This window comes from Brevundimonas sp. FV1ye7S (assembly GCF_058680995.1).
In genome coordinates, this window is record NZ_CM178726.1 from 1,018,596 (window position 1) to 1,040,987 (window position 22,392).

A 22,392-nucleotide genomic window follows, 5' to 3' on the forward strand; every position below is an offset into this window, starting at 1 on the left:
CTTGGAGAGGCGCGACATGGCCAGACGGTCCATCACGGATATCGAGAAGATCTGGTCCAATGTCGAGGGGATCAAGAAGCTGTCGGACCGGGTCATCGGCATAGGACCGTTCGGCATCGGCATGGACGGACTGCTGACCTGGGTCCCGGTGGTGGGTACGGTCTATACGGTCGGAACCGGGGCCTGGCTGGTGATGCAGGCGGTACGCGCCAAGGCGTCGCCGGCGACCCTGGCGCGGATGGCGGCCTATATGGCGGTGGATACGGCGACGGGCACGGTGCCGATCGCCGGCGACGTGGTCGACACCTTCTTCCCCGGTCAGTTGTTGGCGGCCAAGGCGCTGCAGAAGGATATCGAGACCAGCCACTGGGTCGAGGATTCCGAAGCCAACGCCAGGGCCAGCGGCGACCACGAGCGCCACCTGGAGACGGTGCGAAACGACAAGAAGCTGCGCCGCATCGTCTATCTGCACGACTGAATTACGGGCGTCAGCGGCGCCCTGATCACCTAATTTTGGCGATTTTCTTCAACTTATACCGTGGGTTGAATGACAAATTCGCCGTTCAACCCGCCTGATCTGACCGCGCCTGCAGACTGATCTCCGACAACAACGGAGATCCTGATGAGCGACGATTTCACCGCGCGGCTAGCCCTGCCTTATCTCGCAGCCGGTCAGATGCAGAAGCATGTGACCCTGAACGCGGCCCTGACGCGCCTGGACGCCCTGTTGCAGACGGCGGTGGTCAGCCGGACCCTGACGACCCAGCCGGCCGCGCCGTTCGACGGCGATCTCTACATTCTGCCGCCAGGCGCCGCAGGGACGGCGTGGAGCGGCCGGCCCGTCGGCGCCCTGATGCGGTTCGAGAGCGGCGGCTGGAGCGTTGTGGCCGCGCCGGTGGGGATGATCGCTCTGGTGCTGGATACGGCCGTCCTGGTGGTGCGGAGTGAAGAGGGCTGGAGCCCGTTGGGACATCGGCTGGGCGAAGTGCAGGGGCTGTCGCGGTTGGGTCTCGGCACGACCGCCGACGCCGCCAATCCGCTGGCGGTCAAGACCAACACCGCCCTGTTCACTGCACGCGGCGCGGCCGAGGGCGGCGACGGAGACCTGCGTCTGACCCTGAACAAGGAGGCGGCGGGGGATGTCCTGTCGCTGCTGTTCCAGAGCGGCTACGGCGGCCGGGCGGAACTGGGCCTGGCAGGCGACGAGAACCTGAGCCTGAAGGTGAGTCCGGACGGATCGACCTGGCTCCGGGCCTTCGGGGTGGATCGCGCAACAGGGCGGATCGCATTCGACAAGGGCGCGACGCGGCGGGAGACGACAGTCTTCACCACCGACGGCGCCTATGAACCGCCGTCCTGGGCGCGGTGGATCGAGGCGGTCTGCGTCGGCGGGGGCGGCGGCGGCGGATCGGGCATGGCGGGGGCGTCGGGAACCGCGCGCTTCGGCGGCGGCGGCGGCGGCGCGGGCGGACTGAGCGAGGCCTGTTGGGCGGCCGCCGACTTGAACGAAACCCTGGTTGTCGGGGTCGGAGCCGGCGGTGCAGCGGGGACGGCCGGGGCAGGCGCGGGCGCCTTGGGCGGCGCGGGCGGGCAGAGCGCGGTGAGCCTGGGCGGAACCCTGTTGCTGCGGGCCGGAGGCGGGGCGGGCGGCCTCGGCGGAACGGCGTCGGCGAGCGCGGGAGGCGCCGGCGGTCAGGGCCTGCGGACGGGAAACGCCGGTGGCGGCGGTTCGATCACGGCGACGGCCTTCGTCGGCGGCGAGACCGCCTGTCCCGACGGTCCTGGCGGGGGAGGCGGCGGCGGCGGGTTGACCACAGCCAATACAGCGCGGTCTGGCGGCCCGGGCGGCGCAGGCGGCTGGGCGGTCCGTCAGGCGCCGGGCGGCGCGGCTGGTGCGGCGGGGCAGGCGTCGTCGGCGCCAAACCTGGCCTGGGTCGGCGGCGGGGGCGGCGGGGGCGGCGCTTCCGCCGTCGGTGCGGGAACAGCGGGTGGCGCGGGCGGCCTGTTCGGCGCGGGCGGCGGAGGCGGGGGGGCGGGCCTGACCCTGTCGGGCGCCGGCGGTGCAGGCGGGGGAGGCGTGGTTCGACTCACGGCCGTCGGATGAGCCGGCGGCTGAACCGACCTGAGCCTGTGGAGGTGCTGGAGCCCGAAGTCTGGGACGCACCCGACAGACTGAATGACACGGCCTGGCGCGCCCAGACCGGCTTTGACGGCCGGTGCGCGACCGAAATCTTCGACAAGGAGGACGAGGAATGACGAGATCGACGACCCCGGATCCGATCCAGCCCCCGAACGGAACCCTGGCCGAGGGACGCTGGCTGTGGCGCAGGCTGTACGCCTTCGCCGTCAGCGTCGGCCTGTGGCTGCTGTTGATGCGGACGGTGGCGCGGATGCCGGCCGAGATGCTGCCCAAGATGACCGATGGGCTGATGGGGCTGCTGGCCTTGATCCTGGTTCTGTATCTGGTTGCGCCCACGGCTGAGCAACTGGTGGCGCTCATCGCCAATGCGCGGGTGCGGTTGACGGGAGGCCGGCCATGAGCGGCCCGTTGTCCGTTCGCTCAAGGGCGCGATTGAAGGGGGTGCATCCAGCCCTGGTGGCTGTGGTCGAGGCGGCGGTCGCACGCAGCCCCGTTGATTTCATGATCACGGAGGGGCTGCGATCGCCTGAACGGCAGGCGGCTCTGGTCCAGGCCGGAGCCAGCCGGACCTTGAGGTCTCGCCATCTGAGCGGCCACGCCGTCGATGTGGCGGCCCTGGTCGACGGACAGGTCCGTTGGGACTGGCCGCTGTACGGACGCATCGCCTCAGCCTTCAAGGCGGCGGCTGTGGAGCTGAAGACCCCCATCGTCTGGGGCGGCGACTGGAAGAGCCTGCGCGACGGCCCGCATTTCGAACTGGACCGAAGGATCTTCCCATGAGGGTCGTGTCCATCCTGAAGGCGCTGACGCCGCTCGGCTGGCTCGCCGTCGCGGGTGTCGTGGCGGGGTTGGCGGCGGCGCTTCTGGGCGGTCTCGGTTTCCGCTGGGACCCGCTGAACCTGCAGCAGCGCCGGTTGGCGGCGGCCGAGGCGCGGGCCGCGTCCGGCGAACGTGACGCCCGGGCCCAGGCGGCGGCGCGTCGTCTCGAGGCAGAGGGGGCGGGCGAACAGTTGCGTCGTCTCGATGATTTTCAACAGCAGCAGACGGCGGCGGCGCGCGCGACCGCGACCGCCGTCGCACAGGCCAGGAACGCCGATGACGCCGAAATCCCTCTGGAAAGCCGCCGCGCCGACCGTCTGCGCGCTCATGACCGCGAGCTGTGCGGGCTCGCGCCCGACCTCGACGGTTGCCCCGGTGCGGCTCAGCCTGCCCGAGGCGGCGACGCGGCCGTGCGCCCTGGCGGTTTTGCCGGCTGAACCCACAGCCGCGGACCTAGACGCCGCCTATGTGCAGCGCGGCGCCCAGATCCTGGCCTGCGATGGGGCGAGGCGGTTGGCGGTCGAGACCCTGCTGGCGGAGCGGGCCATGCAGGACGCCCGGATCTCGGAGGCGGCGAAAGAGCGACCCTGACCGCAAAGCGGCAAAAACGACTCGGCAACTTCTGCCGCCATGCGACGGAAAATGCCGGGTCAGCGTGCGGCTGACTTTGAAAAATTCAACAAAATCAGCAGTTCATCTCGGTTTTCTCGCCGTGCCAGCCTGGCCCCGCCTTTGCTCTTAGGAGGGCGGAGCAAAATGCTCCCGACGCCAAAACGGCGTCGTACATGCACAGAAGTGAAGAGGGCAGCCAAAATGGCGAGCATCAATACGAATTACGGCGCAGCAATTGCGCTCCAGAACCTGAACAAGACCAACGCTCAGCTGGAAATGACGCAAAATCGCGTCAACACCGGCATGAAGGTCTCCTCCGCCAAGGACAGCGGCGCGATCTACTCCATCGCGACCGGCCAACGCGCCAACATGGGCGCCATGGAATCCGTGCGTGCATCGCTGCAACGCGGCCAATCCATCGTCGACGTGGCCCTGGCCTCGGGCGACACCGTGACCGCCGCCCTGGAAGAGATGAAGGGTTTGGCCGTCAGCCTGGCCGCTTCCACCGGCGCGGCCCAGAACTCCTACCTGACCGAATTCCGCGCGCTGGGCGCTGAAATCACCTCGTCCCTGGCCGGCGCGACCTTCGACGGCGTCAATCTGTGGACCGGCGCGACCGCGACGAACCTGATCAAGGACGTCAGCGGCGGCACCACCGCCATCGGCTTCACGGTCGCCGGCGGCATGGCGGCGGACACCGACATCACCACCATCACCAGCCAGACCATCACCGCAGCAGCCGCGACGACGGCGGTCGTCGATGCGGCCATCACCAAAATTACCGGCGCCCTGTCGACGCTGGGCACCCAGTCCAAGTCGGTCGGCCGTCAGGTCACCTTCGTCAACAAGCTGCAGGACGCTACCGAGAACGGCATCGGCAACCTGGTGGACGCCGACCTGGCCAAGGAAAGCGCCAAGCTGACCGCCCTGCAAACCAAGCAACAGCTGGGCGTGCAGGCGCTGTCGATCGCCAACTCGGCCAGCCAGACGCTGCTGAGCCTCTTCCGGAACTAGGGCGGCCTTCAGGCGCGTCTCTTTCTGGGCGCGGTCGGCCGCCGGCCGCTCCACCTCTTTAGGCTCTGCTCGGCAAGATTTGCCGAAGCGCGGGCTGTAGTGGGCAAATATTGCCGGGCATCCAGGGAGGGTAAATCAATAGTAAACGCGACTTTTCAATAGGTTACGATGATATTTCGCCGTCGCCTCTGGCCCGGCAATTGCTTCTTACCCACCGAGCAAAAAGCTCCCTTCGCCAAAATGGCGTTGGATCTCACGAAGTGAAAGGAACGCCAAAATGGCGAGCATCAATACGAACTACGGCGCGTCTATCGCGCTGCAAAACCTGAACAAGACCAACTCGGAGCTGGAGCGGACGCAAAACCGCATCAACACCGGCATGAAGGTCTCTTCGGCCAAGGACAGCGGCGCGATCTTCTCGATCGCCACGGCTCAACGCGCCACCGCTGCGTCCCAGGATGCGGTCCGCTCGGGTCTGCAACGCTCCCAGTCGATCACCGACGTGGCGCTGGCCGCCGGCGACACGATCACGACCGCGTTGGAAGAGATGAAGGGTCTGGCGGTCAGCATCCAGGCCTCGACAGCCGGTTCCAACGCCGAGACCTCTTATCTGGCGGAATACAACGCTCTGAGCCTGGAAATCACCTCTGCGATCTCCGGCGCCTCGTTCGACGGCGTCAACAGCCTGACGACGCCTCTGGGCGTCGCCGGCGTCACCGCCGTTGCGGGCGGCGGCAAGGCGCGCGCTGCTGCGACGACTGCGGCCGTGGACACGGCCATCACCACCGTGACCGACGCCCTGTCGACCCTGGGCACCCAGTCCAAGTCGCTGGGCCGCCAGATCACCTTCGTCAACAAGTATCAGGACGCGCTTGAAGCCGGCGTGGGCAATCTGGTGGACGCCGACCTGGCCAAGGAAAGCGCCAAGCTGACCGCCCTGCAAACCAAGCAACAGCTGGGCGTGCAGGCGCTGTCGATCGCCAACTCGGCCAGCCAGACGCTGCTGAGCCTCTTCCGCTAAGGCCCGGAGGCCCGGTCGTCTCGACGGCCGGGCCATAGGTCTTGAACCCCGAGCAAAACGCTCCCGTCGCCAAAACGGCGATGGCCATCACGAAGTGAAGAAGGAACGCCAAAATGGCGAGCATCAATACGAACTACGGCGCGTCTATCGCGCTGCAAAACCTGAACAAGACCAACTCGGAGCTGGAGCGGACGCAAAACCGCATCAACACCGGCATGAAGGTCTCTACGGCCAAGGACAGTGGAGCGATCTTCTCGATCGCCACCGGACAGCGGGCCAACGCCTCCGCTCAGGATGCGGTCCGCAGTTCGATGCAGCGCGGTCAATCGATCGTCGATGTGGCCCTGGCCGCCGGCGACACCATCACTTCCGCTCTGGAAGAGATGAAAGGCCTCGCGGTCAGCATCGCCGGATCCACCGGCGCGGCAAAGACGTCTTACGAGGATGAGTTCAAGGCTCTGGGTGTGGAAATCAAGTCCGCTCTGGACGGTGCGAGCTTCGACGGCGTCAACCTGCTGACCACCGCCTCCGGCGCGACCACCACGGTCCGCACCGGCACGGGCGCGACCGACACCAAGGTTCTGGGTACGGCCGCCGCTCTCAGCGCCAATACCGATCTGGCCAAGTTTACGGCGGCGGCGCCGGCTGTCGCCGACTTCACGACCGCCAACGTCGATCTGGTCGTCACGGCTGTCACCAGCGCCCTTTCGACCCTGGGCACCCAGTCCAAGTCGCTGGGTCGCAGCATCAGCTTCACCAACAAGCTTCAGGATTCGATTGAAGCCGGTGTGGGCAATCTGGTGGACGCCGACCTGGCCAAGGAAAGCGCCAAGCTGACCGCCCTGCAAACCAAGCAACAGCTGGGCGTGCAGGCGCTGTCGATCGCCAACTCGGCCAGCCAGACGCTGCTGAGCCTCTTCCGCTAAGGCCCGGAGGCCCGGTCGTCTCGACGGCCGGGCCATAGGTCTGAACCCTGAGCAAAACGCTCCCGTCGCCAAAACGGCGCCGGCCATCACGAAGTGAAGAAGGAACGCCAAAATGGCGAGCATCAATACGAACTACGGCGCGGCCATCGCGCTGCAGAACCTGAACAAGACCAACTCGGAGCTGGAGCGGACGCAAAACCGCATCAACACCGGCATGAAGGTCTCTTCGGCCAAGGACAGCGGGGCGATCTTCTCGATCGCCACGTCGCAACGGGCCACCGCTGCGTCCCAGGACGCGGTCCGCTCGGGTCTGCAACGCACCCAGTCGATCACCGACGTGGCCCTGGCCGCCGGCGACACCATCACTTCCGCTCTGGAAGAGATGAAGGGCCTTGCGGTCAGCATCGCCGGATCCACCGGTAATGCGCAGACCTCGTACCTGGCCGAATACAACGCCCTGGGAACCGAAATCGCTTCGGCGATCACGGGCGCCACCTTCGACGGCGTCAACAGCCTGACCACTCTGGGCGCCAATGCGGCGATCACGGCCGTGAATACGGGCAGCATCACCGCCGCCAACGCCACGACCGCAAACGTCGATGCCGCAATCACGGCGACGACGACGGCTCTGTCGACTCTGGGCACCCAGTCCAAGTCGCTGGGCCGCCAGATCACCTTCGTCAACAAGCTTCAGGACGCTCTTGAAGCCGGCGTGGGCAACCTGGTGGACGCCGACCTGGCCAAGGAAAGCGCCAAGCTGACCGCCCTGCAAACCAAGCAACAGCTGGGCGTGCAGGCGCTGTCGATCGCCAACTCGGCCAGCCAGACGCTGCTGAGCCTCTTCCGCTAAGGCCCGGAGGCCCGGTCGTCTCGACGGCCGGGCCATAGGTCTTGAACCCCGAGCAAAACGCTCCCGTCGCCAAAATGACGACGGCCATCACGAAGTGAAGAAGGAACGCCAAAATGGCGAGCATCAATACGAACTACGGCGCAGCCATCGCGCTGCAGAACCTGAACAAGACCAGCTCGGAGCTGGAGCGGACGCAAAACCGCATCAACACCGGGATGAAGGTCTCTTCGGCCAAGGACAGCGGGGCGATCTTCTCGATCGCCACGTCGCAACGCGCCGCCGCCGCGTCCCAGGACGCGGTCCGCAGCTCGATCCAGCGTGGTCAATCCATCGTCGACGTGGCCCTGGCCGCCGGCGATACGATCACGAGCGCGCTAGAAGAACAGAAGGGCCTGGCGGTCAGCATCGCCGGATCCACCGGCGCCGCCCAGACTTCATATCTGGCGGAATACAACGCCATCGGCACGGAAATCGCCAGCGCGTTGGCGGGCGCCACCTTCGACGGCGTCAATCTGTACAAGGCGAACGCAGCCGCCATCACCGTGCAGACGGGTCCTTCGACCTCCTACACGCTGAAGGCCATCGCGGGGGCGGACACCGCCGTGGCGACCACGACGGCGGCCGTGGCCGGCGACGCGGCCACTATCGTGGCCACGGTCGACTCGGCCATCACCGCCTTCACCAGCGTCCTGTCCGATTTCGGCACCAAGTCGAAGTCGCTGGGACGCAGCATCACCTTCGTCAACAAGCTTCAGGACGCTCTTGAAGCCGGCGTGGGCAATCTGGTGGACGCCGACCTGGCCAAGGAAAGCGCCAAGCTGACCGCCCTGCAAACCAAGCAACAGCTGGGCGTGCAGGCGCTGTCGATCGCCAACTCGGCCAGCCAGACGCTGCTGAGCCTCTTCCGCTAAGAATGATCGGTCGGGACGGCGCTCGCCGTCCCGACCCTTCGCTCTCGTTCAAACCTAGAAGGGCGCGGTCCATCCGCGCGAGGAGCCATGGTAGACAATGTCGCGAGCGTACCGCCGGTAAAGATTTTTGCTTCCGAAAACACCGACCTCGCAGCCTATTCGCCTCCAGCCAAGCCGCAGTCGCCAAAGACCGCAGTCGAGGAAAAGGGCGAGTCCAGCAACTACCGCCTGACCATCGAGACGGCTGAAAACGGCCGTTACATCTATACGATCAGCGACCCGGTTACGGGTCAGGTGGTGCTGAAACTGCCGCGAGAGGTGGTTCAGGATCTGGCCAAGGACCCGGACTACAAGGGCGGAAATCTGCTGAAGACCTCCATCTAGCGAGGTCTTTCAGTCAAGCGGACCCAACGTCGCCGGCTTGCCGGGCGGCGCAAACATGCTTTCTTCGCCGTTAACCATACGCTCACGACTCATGGTTAATCCTGCAGGGAACAGAACGTCCGGGGCTTGAAGCCATGACCACCAGCATCCACACCAATACCTCGGCGATGATCGCCCTGCAGAATCTGAACCGCACCAGCGACCAGCTGGCGTCGACGCAGAGCCGGGTGAATACGGGCCTGAAGGTCCAGGGCGCCAAGGACAACGCCGCCGTCTGGGCTGTCGCCCAGGGACAGCGCGCGGACAAGGGGTCTCTGGAAGCCGTCACGACCAGCCTGAACCGGGCGACCTCGATCGCCGATGTCTCTCTGGCCGCGGGCGAACAGATCTCGGACATTCTGCTGGAAATGAAGCAGAAGGCGACCGCCGCAGCCGATCCTAGCCAGACCGCCGCGACGCGCGCCTCCTATGACCAGGAATTCCAGGCGCTGTTGAAGTCGGTGCAGTCCTTCGCCGACAACGCCATTTTCGACGGGGCCAATATTCTCGACGGCTCCGCCACGACCGACATGACGTTCCTGGCGAGTGCGGACGGCAATGAAACCATTGCGATGAAGCGTCAGAATCTGACGCTTGTCGGCCTGGGCCTGGCGGCCAACTCCTATGACTCGAACAAGGCGACTGCGGCGATCGACGCCTGGACCGACAATGCCGGCACGCCGGAAAACGAGACCCTGCTGAACGCCGCCCCTGATCTGCTCACCCAGGAAAAAGCCAAGTTCGCGCTGCAGCGGATCGACGACGCCATCACCGTGGCCAGTTCACGGCTGTCCGAACTGGGGGCGCAGGCCAAGCAGATCGAACGCCACACCACCTATGTCGGCAAGCTTTCGGACTCGCTGGAAGCCGGCATCGGCAATCTGGTCGACGCCGACCTGGCCAAGGAAAGCGCCCGTCTCCAGGCCCTGCAGGTCCAGCAACAGCTCGGCGTCCAGGCCCTGTCGATCGCCAACCAGGCGCCGCAGATGATCCTGTCGCTGTTTAAGAACTGACGCCGCGGCTTAAGACTTCGTTATCGGGCTCGGCCGCACTGTAATCGCCGGAGCCATGTGAGATGATCAACAACAGCTATCTGCTGGGTCTCTACGGGATCACGACGGACACCGGGTCGCTGATCGGCTCAAACACGCCTGCAGCCAAGCCAAAGAAGACCCAGCCCACGGCGCCCTGGGCTTCGACCGCGTCGGCGACTGCGCCCAAGGCCAGCGAGCTGGTGCGGGCGGCCCTGGCGGGACGAAACATCATCAACGAAGGTTCGGTCGAACTGGACCTGTCGGGCGCGTCCAGCGACTATCGCAAGATGTTCGCCCTTTATCAGGGACTGAACAGCCTCAGCGCCCTGGCGGATCGGGCGAGCGTCAAGGGATTGACGGCTGCGGAAGCCGCACAGGTGTCGAAACGCTTCAGCGAGGGATTGGCCGAGATGTCGGCCTATCTCAAGACCGCCGACTTCGAGGATGTCCGCCTGGTGCAGGGCGTGTCGCAGACCAAGGTCAAGACCAGCTATGCGCTGGAGCGGGCGCCGACGACCTTCACGACCGCACCGCTTCACCAGGGCGTCGCCACAAGCCCGGTCGCCGCGTTCGAAGGCGACGTCAAGTTCTCGATGACGGCCAAGACCGAGACCGGAAGCCAGACCGTCGCCATGGACCTGTCCGAGATGGGCTCCACCGAACGTTCGATGGTCAATGTCGTCAACTATATGAACGGCAAGCTGGAGGCGGCCGGCGTCGCGACGCGGGTCGGGACGCAATACATCCCCGCGGAGCCCAAGACGATCAAGTCCGGCGACAAGACCATCACCCTGCCGGCCGGGCCGGACCAATGGGCTCTGAAGGTCACGAGCAGCGCGGGCGAGAAGGTCAGTTTCGCGGCGGTCGATACGTCCGACGCCGTCTATGTGACCCAGGGCGTCGGCAAGGCCGGCGCGGGACAGATATTGAAGTTCCAGGCCGACGGCGGCGCTGCGCCCGCCGCGCAGCAGGGCGTAAACGATCCCTTCTGGGTCGAGGGCCGGGTCGGGCATACCGAGATGCCCGAGGGCGTCGAGGCGGTGCGAGCCAGTGCGGTGGCTCCGGACGGTTCGGTCTGGGTCGTGGCCGATCTGAAGGCCGGCGACGCAGCCCAGCCGATCAAGGGCACGCGCGACGTCGCCCTGATGAAGTATGATTCCGCCGGCAATCTGATGCAGACCAAGCTGTTGGGGGCGGCGTCCAGCGCGAACGGCTTCTCCATCGCCATCGACGACGATGGACGCGTGGCCCTGGCCGGTTCGGTCACAGGGGCGCTGGTGCCGGGCAAGAGCGGCGACAGCCCCACGACCGCCGACAGTTTCGTCACGCTTTTCGATGACTCCGGCAAGGAACTGTGGACCCAGCGCCGAGGCGCCAAGGCCGCCGACGAGGCGACGGAGGTCAGTTTCGGCGCGGACGGCGTGGTGTATGTGGCGGGGCGGTCCAAATCGGCCATGTCGGGGACTGTGGCCCTGGGCGGATGGGATTCCTATCTGCAGACTTTCCAGGAAAAGCCCCTGACCGTGACCGGGCCGATCACCGGGGTGAACGCCTCCACCTTGCAGTTCGGCAGCGCCGGCGACGATTCCGTCCAGGCGATGACCGTGTCCGGTTCAGACCTCTATACGGCCGGGGTTGAGAACGGGAAGGCCATCGTGCGGCGCTTCACCCTCGATGCAGGGGGTGTGCCGACCTTGGCCTCGACCCGCGACCTGGGCTACGCCAGCGGTGAAATCGCGGGCGTATCGGTGGAAAACGGCAAGGTCGTCGTGACCGGCCATACCAATAACGCCGCGCTGGACATCGGCACGGTGACCAACGCCCACGCCGGCGGCAAGGACGTGTTCGTCGCCACCCTGTCGGCCGATCTTCAGGCTTCGGGCGGCGACCGGCTGACCTATTTCGGCGGGGCGGGCGACGACACCGCCGCCGATGTCGAAATCAAGAACGGCAAGGTCTGGATCACCGGCACGAACCGGGCCGAGGGCGCGACCAAGGACAGTCCGACCCAGGGCTATCTGGCGCGTATCGACCTGGCGACAGGCGCGGTGGAGCAGAACAAGACCTGGCGCGCCGCTGACGACCAGGCCAAGCCGACCAGTCTGAGCTTCGCCGCAGGCGGTTCCAGCGTGCTGGACCGGCTGGGGCTGCCGCAGGGCGAGATCATGCAGGCGGACTCCAAGCTGCTGACCGTCGGCACCGCCGCGCGGGTCGGGGATCAGTTCAGCATTTCGCCGGCAGGCGGCGGGCGGGCCGTCACCGTGACGATCGAGGCCAAGGACACGCTGGAGACCCTGGCCAAGAAGATCGTGAACGCCTCGGGCCGCCAGCTGGACGCCAAGGTGGTGACGGACCTGAAGGCCGTACCCGTCACCCAGCGGCTGCAGATATCCACGGCGGCGAACCGGGAAGGCGCTATCATTTCGTCGGGCGCCGTCGGCAAGGACGCCCTGGCGGCCCTGGGTCTGACCCCCGGCTTCGTCAGCCCCGTCAAGCCGGACAAGGATGCGCCAAAGACCTTCGGTCTGAATCTGTCGACCCTGTTGAACCTGAACGATCCGGCCTCGATCAAGGCGGCGAACGAGGGCATCGCCCAGGCGATGACGGCCGTCCGGTCCGCCTACAAGTCGCTGGCGCCCTCGACCGGGACGATCACCAACACCCAGACCGGAAAAGGTTCATCGACCGCCTACTACCAGACCCAACTCGCCAACTTCCAGGCCGCGCTGAGCCGCCTGTCGGTCTGATCGGCGTCATGCGCGCCTAGGCGGTTGACGCCCGGCGTGCGTTCCGGGTTATTGGGCGCTTCAGTTGCGAAAGCCCCTCATGGCCCTTCCGAACGACAATCGCGTCATCATCGCCATCGGCGCCGGTCTGGTGATCATCGCCGCCGTGGTGCTGGCGCTCATCTTCACCGGCGGCGGCGACAAGACGCCGGAAGCTCCGCCGGCCGCGAGGGGCGGTCTGACCGTCGACCTGGCCGACGCCCCGACGCTGGAGCCGACGCGCGAGTTGCGCTGCTTCGTGGACGGCCAGTTCGTGGGCATGGCGACACTGGCCGTCTGCGCCCAACGCAACGGCCTGGCGACCGACGCCCTGGATGTCGGCATCGACGAGACGGGCGCCCTGGCGGCCGCCCCCACCGCCGCCTTCGCCCCGCCGCCGGAACTGCCGCCGGTCGAGATGGCCCAGGCCGATCCCCTGCCGAGTCCGGCTCCGGGCGCCGCCGCGCCCAGCAATCCGGCGCCCGCGCCGTCCGCCGGCGCCCAGTGCCTGCGTCATTCCGGTTCGGACTGGCGCGTCCTGTCCAGCGGCATGAGCCTGAACGCCTGCGTCCAGGCCCTGTACGCCGGCACCTGCGTGCGTCCGGGCGACGCCCAGTACGGCCGCTGGGGCGACACGACCCTTCGCCTCGTCCCGCGCCGGGTGGAACAGTCGGGCGACAACAGCCGTTTCCGCACTCTGGCGGAGCAGGACCGCAACTGCCAATTCCCGGGTCTGAACTGATGCGCGTGCTCGCCCTTTCCGTCATCGCCGCCGCCGCCGTCCTGGCGGCGTGCAGCAACCAGCCGAAGTTCGAGTTCGAGCCGGGCGTCTGCTATTTCGTCGCCACCCCGGATGGCCAGGAGCCGCGCCTGCAGAAGATGGGCGAGAACGTCGCCCAGATCGAACTGTGCGCCGGCCAGCTGGAGGAGATGCGTCTGCGCTTCCTGCGCATGGGCGGCTCGAACCAGGAGGTCGCGGGGGCCTATCAGGGCCGCTTCATCTTCGTGGACCGCGAGGGCGTGAAGTTCGGCAAGACCCTGACGGGCAGCCGTTTCTTCGCCATGGCCCGCACCGGCGACGGCCGTCTGGCCATTCCCGGCGCCATCCAGCGTGACGAGACGGGGCGCCCGATCGCGATCGCCGCGCCGCCGCCCGAGACCAAGTAGGGCCCGGGCTGTCGTAGAAGAGACTTGCGTGACGTGAACAAAGGTGGAACATTTCGTTAATCCACCGGTTTGGCGGGTCTGATGTCGAATGCGGCTGGCGGTGACTGGCGGCGGCTCTAAGACATCCGGCTGAATTACGGAGCAGGCGAGGGACTCGCCGCTCCCTACGAGAAGGAAGTTTCCATGGCGGGCAGCGTCAACAAGGTCATTCTGGTCGGCAATCTGGGCCGCGATCCCGAAATCCGGTCGATGCCGAACGGCGACCGCATCGCCAACCTGTCGATCGCCACCTCGGAAACCTGGCGCGACAAGTCCTCGGGCGAGCGCAAGGAAAAGACCGAGTGGCACCGGGTCGTCATCTTCAACGACAACATCGTCAAGGTGGTCGAGAACTATGTGAAGAAGGGCTCGACCGTCTATATCGAGGGCGCGCTCCAGACTCGCAAATGGACCGATCAGCAGGGCGTCGAGAAATATTCGACCGAGATCGTGGTCAGCCGCTTCAAGGGTGAACTGACCATGCTGGGCGGCCGTTCGGAAGGCGGCTCGCAAGGCGGCGGTTACGGCGGCGGCGGCGGTGGTCGCGGCGACGACGACTACTCCTCGGGCTTCTCCACCGGCGGCGCCAACAAGCCGAGCGGCCCGAAGGAAAGCTACGACCTGAACGACGACATTCCGTTCTAAGGTCGATCCGAACCAACCATGGGGCGGGGGTCTTACAGCTATCGTGAGGATCCCGCCGTCCCGGCCTTCCCGGACGACCGACCCCTGGTCCTGTTCGACGGCGACTGCGCCCTGTGCTCCGGCTCGGCGCGCAAGATCCTGAAGGCAGACCGGGTCGGGCTGTTCCGGCTGGCCCCGACGCAGTCGCCCCTGGGGCAGGCGCTTTTGATGCATTACGGCGTTGATCCTCAGGATCCGGCGACCATGCTGCTGATCCAGGATGGCGTGGCGCGCGAACGCTCCGACGCCGTCCTGGCCATCGCCGCCCAGCTGCCTGCACCCTATCGGTGGGCGATCATAGGTCGGATCGCGCCACGGTTCATTCGCGACCGCCTGTATGACTTCGTGGCGCGTCGCCGTCGCCGGTTTCCCGGTTCGACCTGGTGCGCCCTTCCTCCGGCGGGCGTCGATCTGATGGATAGAGTGCTGGGATGAGCGGTCGCGTGCTGGTGCTGGGCGCCAACGGCTTCATTGGCTCGCACGTAGCGGCGGCCCTGTCCGCAGAGGGCTGGAGCGTGAGAGCGGGCGCGCGGCGTATCGCCGAACCGTCCCGACGCGCCCCGAGCTTCGACTGGATCGTCGCCGACTTTTCAAAACTGACGACGGCCCAGGCCTGGGCGCCCCTTCTGGACGGGGTGTCGGCTGTGGTGAACTGCGTCGGCGTCCTGCAGGACGGCGGCGGCGACAGCACCCGCGCGGCCCATGTCGACGGCCCGCGCGCCCTGATCGCGGCGTGCGAGGCGGCGGGCGTCCGGCGTCTGGTGCATGTCTCCGCCGTCGGCGCGGACGAAGAAGCCGGCACCGACTACGCCCGCACCAAGGCGCAGACCGAACGGCTGGTCGCCGCCAGCGCCCTGGACTGGCTGATCCTGCGGCCGTCGCTTGTGGTGGACCGGGCGGCCTTCGGCGGCACGGGTCTGATCCGCGCACTGGCGGCCTTTCCTCTGTTCAGCCCCGTCGTGGGGGGCGATCAGACCTTCCGCCCGATCCCGCTGGGTGATCTGTGCGCCGCCGTCGTCGCGGCCCTGAAAGCGGGCGCCCCGTCGCGTCAGGCGCTGGACATGCCGGGGCCGGAGGCGGTGACCATGGTCGAGACGGTGCGCCTCTATCGCGGCTGGCTCGGTTTGAAGCCTGCGCCGGTCCTGCCTGTGCCCCGCGCCTTGGCTGCGCCTGCCCTGGCCGTCGGCGACGTGCTGGGTCGGCTGGGTTGGTTCTCGCCGATCCGCACGACCGCGATCAAACAGATGGACTACGACGTCTCCGGCCACGACAGCGGCTGGGCCGAGCGTTTGGGCGTGTCTTCGCGCGGCTTTACACGTTTCCTGGCCGAGACCCCGGCTTCGGTCCAGGACGTCTGGCACGCGCGGCTGTGGTTCGTCCGCCCGATCTCCATCCTGACCCTGGGCCTGTTCTGGCTGATCACGGGCCTGATCAGCTTCGGGCCGGGCTGGAACGGCGCCGTCGCCATTCTGCACGAGGGCGGCTACGGCCGCTGGGCCGGGCCGGTGGCCTGGTGGGGCGCCCTGCTGGACGTGGTTCTCAGGCTGGCGCTGTTCGTGCGGCCCTGGACGGCGCGGGTGGCGATCTTCATGTGTCTGGCCACCATCGGTTATCTGATCGCGGGCACGCTCAGCCTGCCCCATTACTGGATCGATCCGCTGGGGCCGTGGCTGAAAGTCCTGCCTATGATGGCGCTGTGCCTGTTCGTGGCCGCAACGGACGCCCGCCGATGAGCCTCTATTTCGCGTTGAAAATCATCCACATCCTGTCCGGCGCCGTCCTGTTCGGCACAGGGGCGGGCATCGCCTTCTTCATGCTGCGCGCCCACGCCACGCGCGACGCCCGCACGGTCGCTGAGGTCGGGCGCATCGTCGTCCTAGCCGATTTCGTCTTCACCACCAGCGCCGTGGTGGTCCAGCCGATCAGCGGCCTGGGTCTGATCCATCTGCAGGGCTGGTCCCTGACCAGTCCGTGGCTGCTGGCGGCCTATGGGCTGTATGTGTTCGTCGGCGTCTGCTGGCTGCCGGTCGTCTGGATCCAGTACCGGATGACGAAGCTGGCCGAGCAGGCGGCGGGGCAGGGGGCGGCGCTGCCGACCGCCTATCATCGTCTGTTTCGCTGGTGGTTCGGCCTGGGCTGGCCCGCCTTCGCCGGCGTCCTGGCCATCTACTGGCTGATGGTCGCCAAGCCGACGTTCTGAGGCCTACCAGACCGCCTTGTCGAAATGACGCAGGATCATCTGGTCGGCGGTGATCAGCTTCGCCCCGTCGGCCATGGCGTTGGCGACGATCAGCCGGTCGAACGGATCGCGCGTCCAGGCGAAGCGGCAGGCCGCCTCAGCGACGGCGGCGGTCGAAGCGTCCGATAGCGACAGGTCCAGCCGGTCCTCAAGATCCCGCAGCAGAAGATCGGCCGTCTTCAGCTTGACCCGACCGATCTCGATCAGGATTTCGATCTCCACCAGCACCAGGGGGGACAGACGCAAATCGCGAGCCCGCGCCAGCTGCGCCTGCGCCGGGCGGCTGATATGCCGATCCAGCCGATAGTAGAGCCAGAGGGCGACCTGGGTGTCGAGATGGGTCACTTGTCGCGGAAATCGAACTTGATGTCCGGATCCCAGGTCCAGTGGCTCTTGTTGGTGTCGATGTCGTCGGGGCAGTCCTCCCAACCTTCCCGCACCCCTTGGGCCATATAAGCGTCCCAGCGTTCCTCGGGCGTCGTCGGTTTTGCGGGGGTCTCGGCGATCAATGTCAGCCGCCGACCGCCGCGCCGGATGACCAGCGGCTCGCCGGTCTCCAGCACGCTGTCGACCAGCCGGAACAGGTCCTTGCGCAGGGCGGTCAGGGTGACTTCGGTCATATGTACATGCTGCGCCTGAGACATGTACATGTCAATGCAATGAGCCGACACGCCATTTGACGGGCGAAGCGGCTTACGCCGTGCGATAGCCGGATCATGACCGCCGCCACCCCCGCCCCGCCGTCGCACAAGCCCCACGCCCTGACCGGTTTGGAGATCGCCGCCATCGTGGCGATCATTGTCGTCTGGGGCGTGAACAATGCGGGGGCCAAGCTGGCGACCGAGACCCTGCCGCCGTTGCTGGTCGGGGCGATCCGCTTCGGTCTCGCAACGGCCTGTCTGATCGTCTTCGTCCGTCCGCCGTTCCCGGACTGGAGGAGCTTGCTGCTGATCGTCATCGTCGGCGGGCCGATCCAGTATGGTCTGGCCTACACCGCCTACTGGATGGCGACCGACGTCAGCCCCGTGACGGTGGCCAACCAGCTGTGGATCCCCTTCACCGCCCTGTTCGCCTTCCTGATCCTGGGCGAGCGACTGAGCAGGGCCGCCCTGGTCGGCATGGGGGTGGCCTTTGTCGGCGTGGCCTGGATGACGCTGGACGCCCATGCGCTTCAGGACTGGAAGGCCATCCTGGTGGCCATCGCCGCCGGGGCGGCCTGGGGCGTGACGACGGTGGTCGCGCGGCGCACGACCTCGATCCCGCCGCTGAAGATGCAAGGGCTGCTGGCGCTCGGCGCCTTTCCGGTCATGGCCTTCGGTTCGGCGGTGTTCGAGCACGGGCAGTGGGCGGCGGTGAAGTCCGCCACGCCCATGGTCTGGGCTTCGCTGCTGTGGGCGGGGATCGTCTCCTCGGTCCTGGCCACCACCCTGTTGTTCTGGCTGGTGCAGCGGCGCGAGGCCGGGCGGGTGACGCCCTATCTGCTGGTGACGCCGGTGGTGTCCATGCTGATCGGCTGGGGCTTGATGGGCGACGTGCTGACGCCCCAGATCCTGACCGGCTCGGCCATCGCCATGGGCGGGGTGGCTCTGGTCGCCCTGGCCGAACGGGGCTTGCGCGCGGGGGCCGCCAAGGCTTGATCTGTTTCCTGAGCGATTCAGGAATCCGTCATGTCACACGCCCCTCTCGACGCCGATCATGTTTCCCGCCGCTGGCTGGGCAAGGAGACGCATGAACTGGCCGCGAACGAGGCCAGCGTCGTTCGCAGCGCCGCCGAACGCCGCCCGATCTCGGAGGATGTGAACGAAGCCTTCGACGACCGCCAGAGTTTCGGCGACCGTTTGGCCGACCGGGTGGCGGAGTTCGGCGGATCCTGGACCTTCCTGATCGCCTTCGGCCTGTTCCTCGTGGCCTGGACGCTGATCAATCTGGTTCTGAGACGGGATGCGTTCGACCCCTATCCCTTCATCTTCCTGAACCTGATGCTGTCGATGATCGCGGCGGCCCAGGCGCCGATCATCATGATGAGCCAGAACCGTCAGGCCTCGAAGGACCGGCTGGACGCCGGCAACGACTACCAGGTCAATCTGAAGGCCGAGATCGAGATCATGGCCCTGCTGGACAAGGTCGAACACCTGACGGCGCGCCAGCAGGAGCAGACCGAAATGATCGAGCGGTTGCTGGTTGAGAAGGGGCGTTAGGGCGTCAGCTCGCGCTCAACGCCGCGCAGGCGACCCGATCGCCGGCCCCGCCGATGGGCTGGCTCGAGTGGTCGTCGGGATTGGCGTGGATGATGATCGCCGACCCGTCGGCGTCCCACAGCCATTGGCCGGGCCCTTCCGAGGAAATCCGCGCGCGGGTGGTGAAGAGTTCGGCGTTCACCTTGCCGTCGGCGCCGGCGTAGACGTTCGGCAGATCGCCGTCGTCCGGCCCCGCCGCGTTCAGCAGGCCGTGCGGCGCCTTGGGCTCGCCGTGGTTGATATGGGCGCCGGACGAGGTGAAGGGTGCGGCGCATTCGCCAGTCGCATGGATATGGATGCCGTGCCAGCCGGGCGTCAGGCCCGAGGCCTCGACCTTGATCACCAGGCCGGTCGGTCCCTGGCGCAGATCGACGCGTCCGATATTGGCCCCCTGGGCGTTGATCAGAACGGCCTGTCCGGTCGCGCCCACGGGCGCGCGTTCGGCCTGCATCTGGGCCGCATCGGCGGTCGAAGCGCAGGCTCCGGCGAGGGCCAGCGGGGCGGCGAGAGCGAGGGCGGCGGCGAGGGGCGTGAAGCGCATGTGGAACGTCCTTTCAGAGACGGGCTTTCACGGCGACGTCGCTTTGCCACCGAGGCCCTGGAATGCTAGAAATCGTCACAGCGGATCACGTTCCGATTCCGGCCGCATAAAGCCACGCTTCCTTGACCGACGACAGCTACGAAAACGCCGCAACTCCGATCGTTCCGGGAGGCGGCGGCTCCGACATTTCCACGATCACGATCGAGGACGAACTGAAGCGTTCGTACCTCGACTACGCCATGAGCGTGATCGTCTCGCGCGCGCTTCCCGACGCCCGTGACGGCCTCAAGCCGGTTCACCGTCGCATCCTGTATTCGATGCACGACCTGAACATGACGCCCGAGCGCAGCTATTCGAAATGCGCCCGCGTGGTCGGCGACGTGCTGGGCCGGTTCCACCCCCACGGCGACGCCTCGGTCTATATGGCCTTGGTGCGGATGGCCCAGCCCTTCTCGATGGGTCTGATGCTGGTCGACGGCCAAGGGAACTTCGGCTCGGTCGACGGCGATATGCCCGCCTCGATGCGTTACACCGAGGCCAAGATGGCCCCGGCCGCCGTCGCCCTGATGGCCGACATCGACAAGGACACCGTCGATTTCCAGCCCAACTACGACGAGAAGGAGCTGGAGCCGGTCGTCCTGCCGAGCCGGATCCCGAACCTGCTGGTCAATGGCGCCGGCGGCATCGCCGTCGGCATGGCGACCAATATCCCGCCGCATAATCTGGGCGAGGTCGTGGATGCGGCCCTGGCCCTGCTGGACGACCCCAACGTCACCGACGACGCCCTGCTGGACATCGTGCCCGGTCCCGACTTCCCGACCGGCGGCGAGATCATGGGCCGCACCGCGCCGCGCAATGCGCTGCGCGACGGTCGCGGTTCGGTCGTCGTGCGCGGTCGCGCCTCGGTGGAAGAGATCCGCAAGGATCGCGAGGCCATCGTCGTCACCGAATTGCCCTATCAGGTCAACAAACAGACCCTGATCGAGCGGATCGCCGAAATGGTGCGCGAGAAGCGTCTGGAGGGCATTTCCGACGTCCGCGACGAATCCGACCGTCAGGGCATGCGGATCGTCATCGAGCTGAAGCGCGACGCCTCCGGCGACGTGATCCTGAACCAGCTGTGGCGCTATACCGCCATGCAGAGCTCGTTCGGCGTCAACATGCTGGCGCTGAACCACGGCCGGCCCGAGCAGATGGGCCTGCGCGACCTGCTGCAGATCTTCCTCGACTTCCGCGAGGAAGTGGTGGTCCGCCGCGTCAAGTTCGAGCTGAACAAGGCCCGAGACCGCGGCCACGTCCTGGTCGGTCTGGCCGTCGCCGTCGCCAATATCGACGAGGTCATCCACATCATCCGCTCCTCGGCCGATCCGACCGAGGCGCGCGAACGGCTGCAGGCCAAGCCCTGGCCAGTCGGCGACATGATGGCCCTGGTCGAGCTGATCGCCGACCCCCGCAGCGTCGTCATCAACGGCGACAGCCTGCAACTGACCGACGAACAGGCCCGCGCCATCCTGGCCCTGACCCTGTCGCGCCTGACCGGCCTGGGCCGTGACGACATCTTCGGCGAGGCGAACGGCCTGGCCGACACCATCCAGGGCCACCTGACCATCCTGTCGGACCGCAAGAACGTCCTGGCCATCATTCGCGACGACCTGATCGACGTGAAGGCCAAGTTCGCCGTCCCGCGTCGCACCCTGATCGGGGAAGGCGACGGCGAGATGGAGGACGAAGACCTGATCCCGCGCGAGGACATGGTCGTCACCGTCACCCACGGCGGCTACGTCAAGCGCGTCGCCCTGAACGCCTATCGGACCCAGCACCGCGGCGGCAAGGGCCGTTCGGGCATGTCGATGAAGGACGAGGACGCCATCACCGGCGTGTTCAGCGCCTCGACCCACACCCCGGTCCTGTTCTTCGCCACCAACGGCAAGGCCTACAAGCTGAAGACCTGGCGTCTGCCGCTGGGCAATCCGCAGTCGCGCGGCAAGGCCTTCGTCAACCTGCTGCCCATCGAGCCGGGCGACAGCATCATGAACGTCCTGCCCCTGCCCGAGGACGAGACCACCTGGGGCGACTACGACATCATGTTCGCCACCAGCTCGGGCGACGTGCGCCGCAACAAGCTGTCGGACTTCGCCACGGTCAACCGCGCCGGCAAGATCGCCATGAAGCTGGAAGGCGACGACCGCATGGTCGGCGTCGGCCTGTGCACCGCCGATGACGACGTGCTGCTGACCACGGCCCTGGGGCGCGCGATCCGGTTTAAGGCCGACGATGTACGCGTGTTCAAGGGCCGGGATTCGACCGGCGTCCGGGGCGTGCGCCTGCAGGACGGCGACGAGGTCATCTCCATGGCCATCCTGGGCCGCGTCGACGCGACGCCCGAGGAACGCTCGGCCTACGTCAAACACGCCAACGCCATGCGCAAGGCCCTGGCCGGCGCGGAGGCGGAAGAGGATGTCGCGGCTCCGGCCGAGGCTGAAGACGAGGTCGCCGACGCCGCTCTGACCGTCGAGCGGATCGCCGAACTGGGCGCCGCCGAACAGTTCATCCTGACGGTCACCGAGACCGGCTTCGGCAAGCGATCCTCGGCCTATGAGTACCGCCGCACCGGTCGCGGCGGTCAGGGCCTGACGGCTCACGGCCTGGGCGGCCGCGCCGGCACGCGCCTTGCCGCAGCCTTCCCGGTCGAGGAAACGGACGACCTGCTGCTGGTCACCTCGGGCGGGCAGATGATCCGCACGCGGATGGATCAGGTCCGCATCGTCGGCCGCTCCAGCCAGGGCGTCACAATCTTCCGCACCGGCAAGGACGAAAAGGTCGTCTCGGTCGAACGCCTGCCGGAAAGCGGCGGTTCGGATGAGGCGAGTGAAGAGGGCGGCGAGGCCGAAGCCTAAAACCAAGACCCTCTCCCGCCGGGAGAGGGCTTGAGCGCACGAGAGCGAAGCGATCGTTCTGGCGCGAAAGGGT

General features: G+C 66.9%; 26 protein-coding genes and 1 pseudogene. 24 read left to right on the forward strand and 3 right to left on the reverse strand.

Going from position 1 to position 22,392, the window contains the following annotated elements:
* The first annotated feature begins 16 nt into the window (after positions 1-16).
* The 21 genes and pseudogenes from ACW18C_RS04885 to ACW18C_RS04985 all read left to right on the forward strand — a co-directional run bounded on the left by ACW18C_RS04885 (position 17) and on the right by ACW18C_RS04985 (position 16,605).
* Positions 17-478 carry a DUF4112 domain-containing protein gene (locus tag ACW18C_RS04885; protein ID WP_008260778.1) on the forward strand — a complete coding sequence of 154 codons (462 nt, stop codon included), beginning with the start codon at positions 17-19 and terminating at the stop codon, positions 476-478.
* A 198-nt stretch (positions 479-676) separates the two neighbouring features.
* Positions 677-898: pseudogene (locus tag ACW18C_RS04890) on the forward strand (DUF2793 domain-containing protein); the annotation flags it as partial.
* Between the two features lie 1,202 nt (positions 899-2,100).
* On the forward strand, positions 2,101-2,256 hold the full coding sequence (locus ACW18C_RS04895; RefSeq protein ID WP_154726910.1) for a hypothetical protein: 156 nt from the start codon (positions 2,101-2,103) through the stop codon (positions 2,254-2,256).
* Positions 2,253-2,540, forward strand: a complete 288-nt coding sequence (locus tag ACW18C_RS04900; RefSeq protein ID WP_492073130.1) for a hypothetical protein — start codon at positions 2,253-2,255, stop codon at positions 2,538-2,540. The genes ACW18C_RS04895 and ACW18C_RS04900 overlap by 4 nt, the downstream gene beginning before the upstream one ends.
* Positions 2,537-2,920 (forward strand): M15 family metallopeptidase, encoded by a 384-nt coding sequence (locus tag ACW18C_RS04905; protein ID WP_492073132.1) that lies wholly within the window; start codon positions 2,537-2,539, stop codon positions 2,918-2,920. Before ACW18C_RS04900 ends, ACW18C_RS04905 begins: the two co-directional genes overlap by 4 nt.
* Entirely contained in the window at positions 2,917-3,396 is a 480-nt protein-coding gene (locus ACW18C_RS04910) for a hypothetical protein (protein ID WP_492073134.1), read from the forward strand. The genes ACW18C_RS04905 and ACW18C_RS04910 overlap by 4 nt, the downstream gene beginning before the upstream one ends.
* Positions 3,386-3,550: a hypothetical protein gene (locus tag ACW18C_RS04915; RefSeq protein WP_008259209.1), complete on the forward strand. Its 165-nt coding sequence runs from the start codon at positions 3,386-3,388 to the stop codon at positions 3,548-3,550. The genes ACW18C_RS04910 and ACW18C_RS04915 overlap by 11 nt, the downstream gene beginning before the upstream one ends.
* A gap of 222 nt (positions 3,551-3,772) precedes the next feature.
* A complete protein-coding gene (locus ACW18C_RS04920; RefSeq protein ID WP_492073135.1) occupies positions 3,773-4,585 on the forward strand; it encodes a flagellin in 813 nt (270 codons plus the stop codon).
* Positions 4,586-4,862: 277 nt separating this feature from the next.
* Positions 4,863-5,606, forward strand: coding sequence for a flagellin (locus ACW18C_RS04925; RefSeq protein WP_492073137.1), 744 nt, complete (start codon positions 4,863-4,865; stop codon positions 5,604-5,606).
* Positions 5,607-5,719: 113 nt separating this feature from the next.
* A complete protein-coding gene (locus tag ACW18C_RS04930) occupies positions 5,720-6,532 on the forward strand; it encodes a flagellin N-terminal helical domain-containing protein (protein WP_492073139.1) in 813 nt (270 codons plus the stop codon).
* Between the two features lie 112 nt (positions 6,533-6,644).
* Entirely contained in the window at positions 6,645-7,382 is a 738-nt protein-coding gene (locus ACW18C_RS04935; RefSeq protein WP_492073141.1) for a flagellin, read from the forward strand.
* A 113-nt stretch (positions 7,383-7,495) separates the two neighbouring features.
* The gene (locus ACW18C_RS04940) at positions 7,496-8,293 is read left to right on the forward strand and encodes a flagellin (RefSeq protein WP_035309488.1); all 798 of its coding nucleotides are present in this window, start codon (positions 7,496-7,498) and stop codon (positions 8,291-8,293) included.
* An 87-nt stretch (positions 8,294-8,380) separates the two neighbouring features.
* Positions 8,381-8,677 (forward strand): hypothetical protein, encoded by a 297-nt coding sequence (locus ACW18C_RS04945; protein WP_492073142.1) that lies wholly within the window; start codon positions 8,381-8,383, stop codon positions 8,675-8,677.
* A 134-nt stretch (positions 8,678-8,811) separates the two neighbouring features.
* Positions 8,812-9,729, forward strand: a complete 918-nt coding sequence (locus ACW18C_RS04950; protein ID WP_492073144.1) for a flagellin — start codon at positions 8,812-8,814, stop codon at positions 9,727-9,729.
* A 62-nt stretch (positions 9,730-9,791) separates the two neighbouring features.
* A complete protein-coding gene (locus ACW18C_RS04955) occupies positions 9,792-12,497 on the forward strand; it encodes a transcriptional regulator (protein ID WP_492073146.1) in 2,706 nt (901 codons plus the stop codon).
* Positions 12,498-12,576: 79 nt separating this feature from the next.
* Entirely contained in the window at positions 12,577-13,257 is a 681-nt protein-coding gene (locus tag ACW18C_RS04960; protein WP_008262702.1) for a hypothetical protein, read from the forward strand.
* On the forward strand, positions 13,257-13,682 hold the full coding sequence (locus tag ACW18C_RS04965; protein ID WP_372705513.1) for a hypothetical protein: 426 nt from the start codon (positions 13,257-13,259) through the stop codon (positions 13,680-13,682). Before ACW18C_RS04960 ends, ACW18C_RS04965 begins: the two co-directional genes overlap by 1 nt.
* A gap of 183 nt (positions 13,683-13,865) precedes the next feature.
* On the forward strand, positions 13,866-14,366 hold the full coding sequence (gene ssb / locus ACW18C_RS04970; protein WP_154726903.1) for a single-stranded DNA-binding protein: 501 nt from the start codon (positions 13,866-13,868) through the stop codon (positions 14,364-14,366).
* Between the two features lie 18 nt (positions 14,367-14,384).
* Complete coding sequence (locus tag ACW18C_RS04975; protein ID WP_492073149.1) at positions 14,385-14,840, forward strand: thiol-disulfide oxidoreductase DCC family protein; 456 nt, start codon at positions 14,385-14,387, stop codon at positions 14,838-14,840.
* Entirely contained in the window at positions 14,837-16,138 is a 1,302-nt protein-coding gene (locus tag ACW18C_RS04980; protein WP_492073151.1) for an SDR family oxidoreductase, read from the forward strand. The genes ACW18C_RS04975 and ACW18C_RS04980 overlap by 4 nt, the downstream gene beginning before the upstream one ends.
* Complete coding sequence (locus ACW18C_RS04985; RefSeq protein WP_492073153.1) at positions 16,135-16,605, forward strand: DUF2269 family protein; 471 nt, start codon at positions 16,135-16,137, stop codon at positions 16,603-16,605. The genes ACW18C_RS04980 and ACW18C_RS04985 overlap by 4 nt, the downstream gene beginning before the upstream one ends.
* A 3-nt stretch (positions 16,606-16,608) precedes the next feature.
* Here ACW18C_RS04985 and ACW18C_RS04990 read toward each other — a convergent pair whose 3' ends face one another.
* Both ACW18C_RS04990 and ACW18C_RS04995 read right to left on the reverse strand, forming a co-directional pair.
* Positions 16,609-16,989 carry a type II toxin-antitoxin system VapC family toxin gene (locus ACW18C_RS04990; RefSeq protein WP_492073154.1) on the reverse strand — a complete coding sequence of 127 codons (381 nt, stop codon included), beginning with the start codon at positions 16,987-16,989 and terminating at the stop codon, positions 16,609-16,611.
* On the reverse strand, positions 16,986-17,264 hold the full coding sequence (locus ACW18C_RS04995) for a type II toxin-antitoxin system Phd/YefM family antitoxin (RefSeq protein ID WP_492073156.1): 279 nt from the start codon (positions 17,262-17,264) through the stop codon (positions 16,986-16,988). Before ACW18C_RS04995 ends, ACW18C_RS04990 begins: the two co-directional genes overlap by 4 nt.
* A gap of 96 nt (positions 17,265-17,360) precedes the next feature.
* Here ACW18C_RS04995 and ACW18C_RS05000 point away from each other — a divergent pair, with 96 nt between their 5' ends.
* A complete protein-coding gene (locus tag ACW18C_RS05000) occupies positions 17,361-18,281 on the forward strand; it encodes a DMT family transporter (protein ID WP_492073157.1) in 921 nt (306 codons plus the stop codon).
* Between the two features lie 30 nt (positions 18,282-18,311).
* On the forward strand, positions 18,312-18,842 hold the full coding sequence (locus ACW18C_RS05005; protein ID WP_492073159.1) for a DUF1003 domain-containing protein: 531 nt from the start codon (positions 18,312-18,314) through the stop codon (positions 18,840-18,842).
* Between the two features lie 4 nt (positions 18,843-18,846).
* Here the strand turns inward: ACW18C_RS05005 and ACW18C_RS05010 are convergent, their stop codons facing one another.
* Complete coding sequence (locus ACW18C_RS05010) at positions 18,847-19,422, reverse strand: superoxide dismutase family protein (RefSeq protein WP_035309653.1); 576 nt, start codon at positions 19,420-19,422, stop codon at positions 18,847-18,849.
* A gap of 122 nt (positions 19,423-19,544) precedes the next feature.
* Between ACW18C_RS05010 and gyrA the strand changes: the two genes are divergently transcribed.
* Positions 19,545-22,319, forward strand: a complete 2,775-nt coding sequence (gene gyrA / locus ACW18C_RS05015; RefSeq protein WP_492073162.1) for a DNA gyrase subunit A — start codon at positions 19,545-19,547, stop codon at positions 22,317-22,319.
* The last annotated feature ends 73 nt before the right edge of the window (positions 22,320-22,392 follow it).

Bases quoted from the DNA above. Each gene is read 5' to 3' on its own strand.
- ACW18C_RS04885 (WP_008260778.1), top strand. From the start codon at position 17: ATGGCCAGACGGTCCATCACGGATATCGAGAAGATCTGGTCCAATGTC.
- ACW18C_RS04895 (WP_154726910.1), top strand. From the start codon at position 2,101: ATGAGCCGGCGGCTGAACCGACCTGAGCCTGTGGAGGTGCTGGAGCCC.
- ACW18C_RS04900 (WP_492073130.1), top strand. From the start codon at position 2,253: ATGACGAGATCGACGACCCCGGATCCGATCCAGCCCCCGAACGGAACC.
- ACW18C_RS04905 (WP_492073132.1), top strand. From the start codon at position 2,537: ATGAGCGGCCCGTTGTCCGTTCGCTCAAGGGCGCGATTGAAGGGGGTG.
- ACW18C_RS04910 (WP_492073134.1), top strand. From the start codon at position 2,917: ATGAGGGTCGTGTCCATCCTGAAGGCGCTGACGCCGCTCGGCTGGCTC.
- ACW18C_RS04920 (WP_492073135.1), top strand. From the start codon at position 3,773: ATGGCGAGCATCAATACGAATTACGGCGCAGCAATTGCGCTCCAGAAC.
- ACW18C_RS04925 (WP_492073137.1), top strand. From the start codon at position 4,863: ATGGCGAGCATCAATACGAACTACGGCGCGTCTATCGCGCTGCAAAAC.
- ACW18C_RS04930 (WP_492073139.1), top strand. From the start codon at position 5,720: ATGGCGAGCATCAATACGAACTACGGCGCGTCTATCGCGCTGCAAAAC.
- ACW18C_RS04935 (WP_492073141.1), top strand. From the start codon at position 6,645: ATGGCGAGCATCAATACGAACTACGGCGCGGCCATCGCGCTGCAGAAC.
- ACW18C_RS04940 (WP_035309488.1), top strand. From the start codon at position 7,496: ATGGCGAGCATCAATACGAACTACGGCGCAGCCATCGCGCTGCAGAAC.
- ACW18C_RS04945 (WP_492073142.1), top strand. From the start codon at position 8,381: ATGGTAGACAATGTCGCGAGCGTACCGCCGGTAAAGATTTTTGCTTCC.
- ACW18C_RS04950 (WP_492073144.1), top strand. From the start codon at position 8,812: ATGACCACCAGCATCCACACCAATACCTCGGCGATGATCGCCCTGCAG.
- ACW18C_RS04955 (WP_492073146.1), top strand. From the start codon at position 9,792: ATGATCAACAACAGCTATCTGCTGGGTCTCTACGGGATCACGACGGAC.
- ACW18C_RS04960 (WP_008262702.1), top strand. From the start codon at position 12,577: ATGGCCCTTCCGAACGACAATCGCGTCATCATCGCCATCGGCGCCGGT.
- ACW18C_RS04965 (WP_372705513.1), top strand. From the start codon at position 13,257: ATGCGCGTGCTCGCCCTTTCCGTCATCGCCGCCGCCGCCGTCCTGGCG.
- ssb (WP_154726903.1), top strand. From the start codon at position 13,866: ATGGCGGGCAGCGTCAACAAGGTCATTCTGGTCGGCAATCTGGGCCGC.
- ACW18C_RS04975 (WP_492073149.1), top strand. From the start codon at position 14,385: ATGGGGCGGGGGTCTTACAGCTATCGTGAGGATCCCGCCGTCCCGGCC.
- ACW18C_RS04980 (WP_492073151.1), top strand. From the start codon at position 14,837: ATGAGCGGTCGCGTGCTGGTGCTGGGCGCCAACGGCTTCATTGGCTCG.
- ACW18C_RS04985 (WP_492073153.1), top strand. From the start codon at position 16,135: ATGAGCCTCTATTTCGCGTTGAAAATCATCCACATCCTGTCCGGCGCC.
- ACW18C_RS04995 (WP_492073156.1), bottom strand. From the start codon at position 17,264: ATGACCGAAGTCACCCTGACCGCCCTGCGCAAGGACCTGTTCCGGCTG.
- ACW18C_RS05000 (WP_492073157.1), top strand. From the start codon at position 17,361: ATGACCGCCGCCACCCCCGCCCCGCCGTCGCACAAGCCCCACGCCCTG.
- ACW18C_RS05005 (WP_492073159.1), top strand. From the start codon at position 18,312: ATGTCACACGCCCCTCTCGACGCCGATCATGTTTCCCGCCGCTGGCTG.
- ACW18C_RS05010 (WP_035309653.1), bottom strand. From the start codon at position 19,422: ATGCGCTTCACGCCCCTCGCCGCCGCCCTCGCTCTCGCCGCCCCGCTG.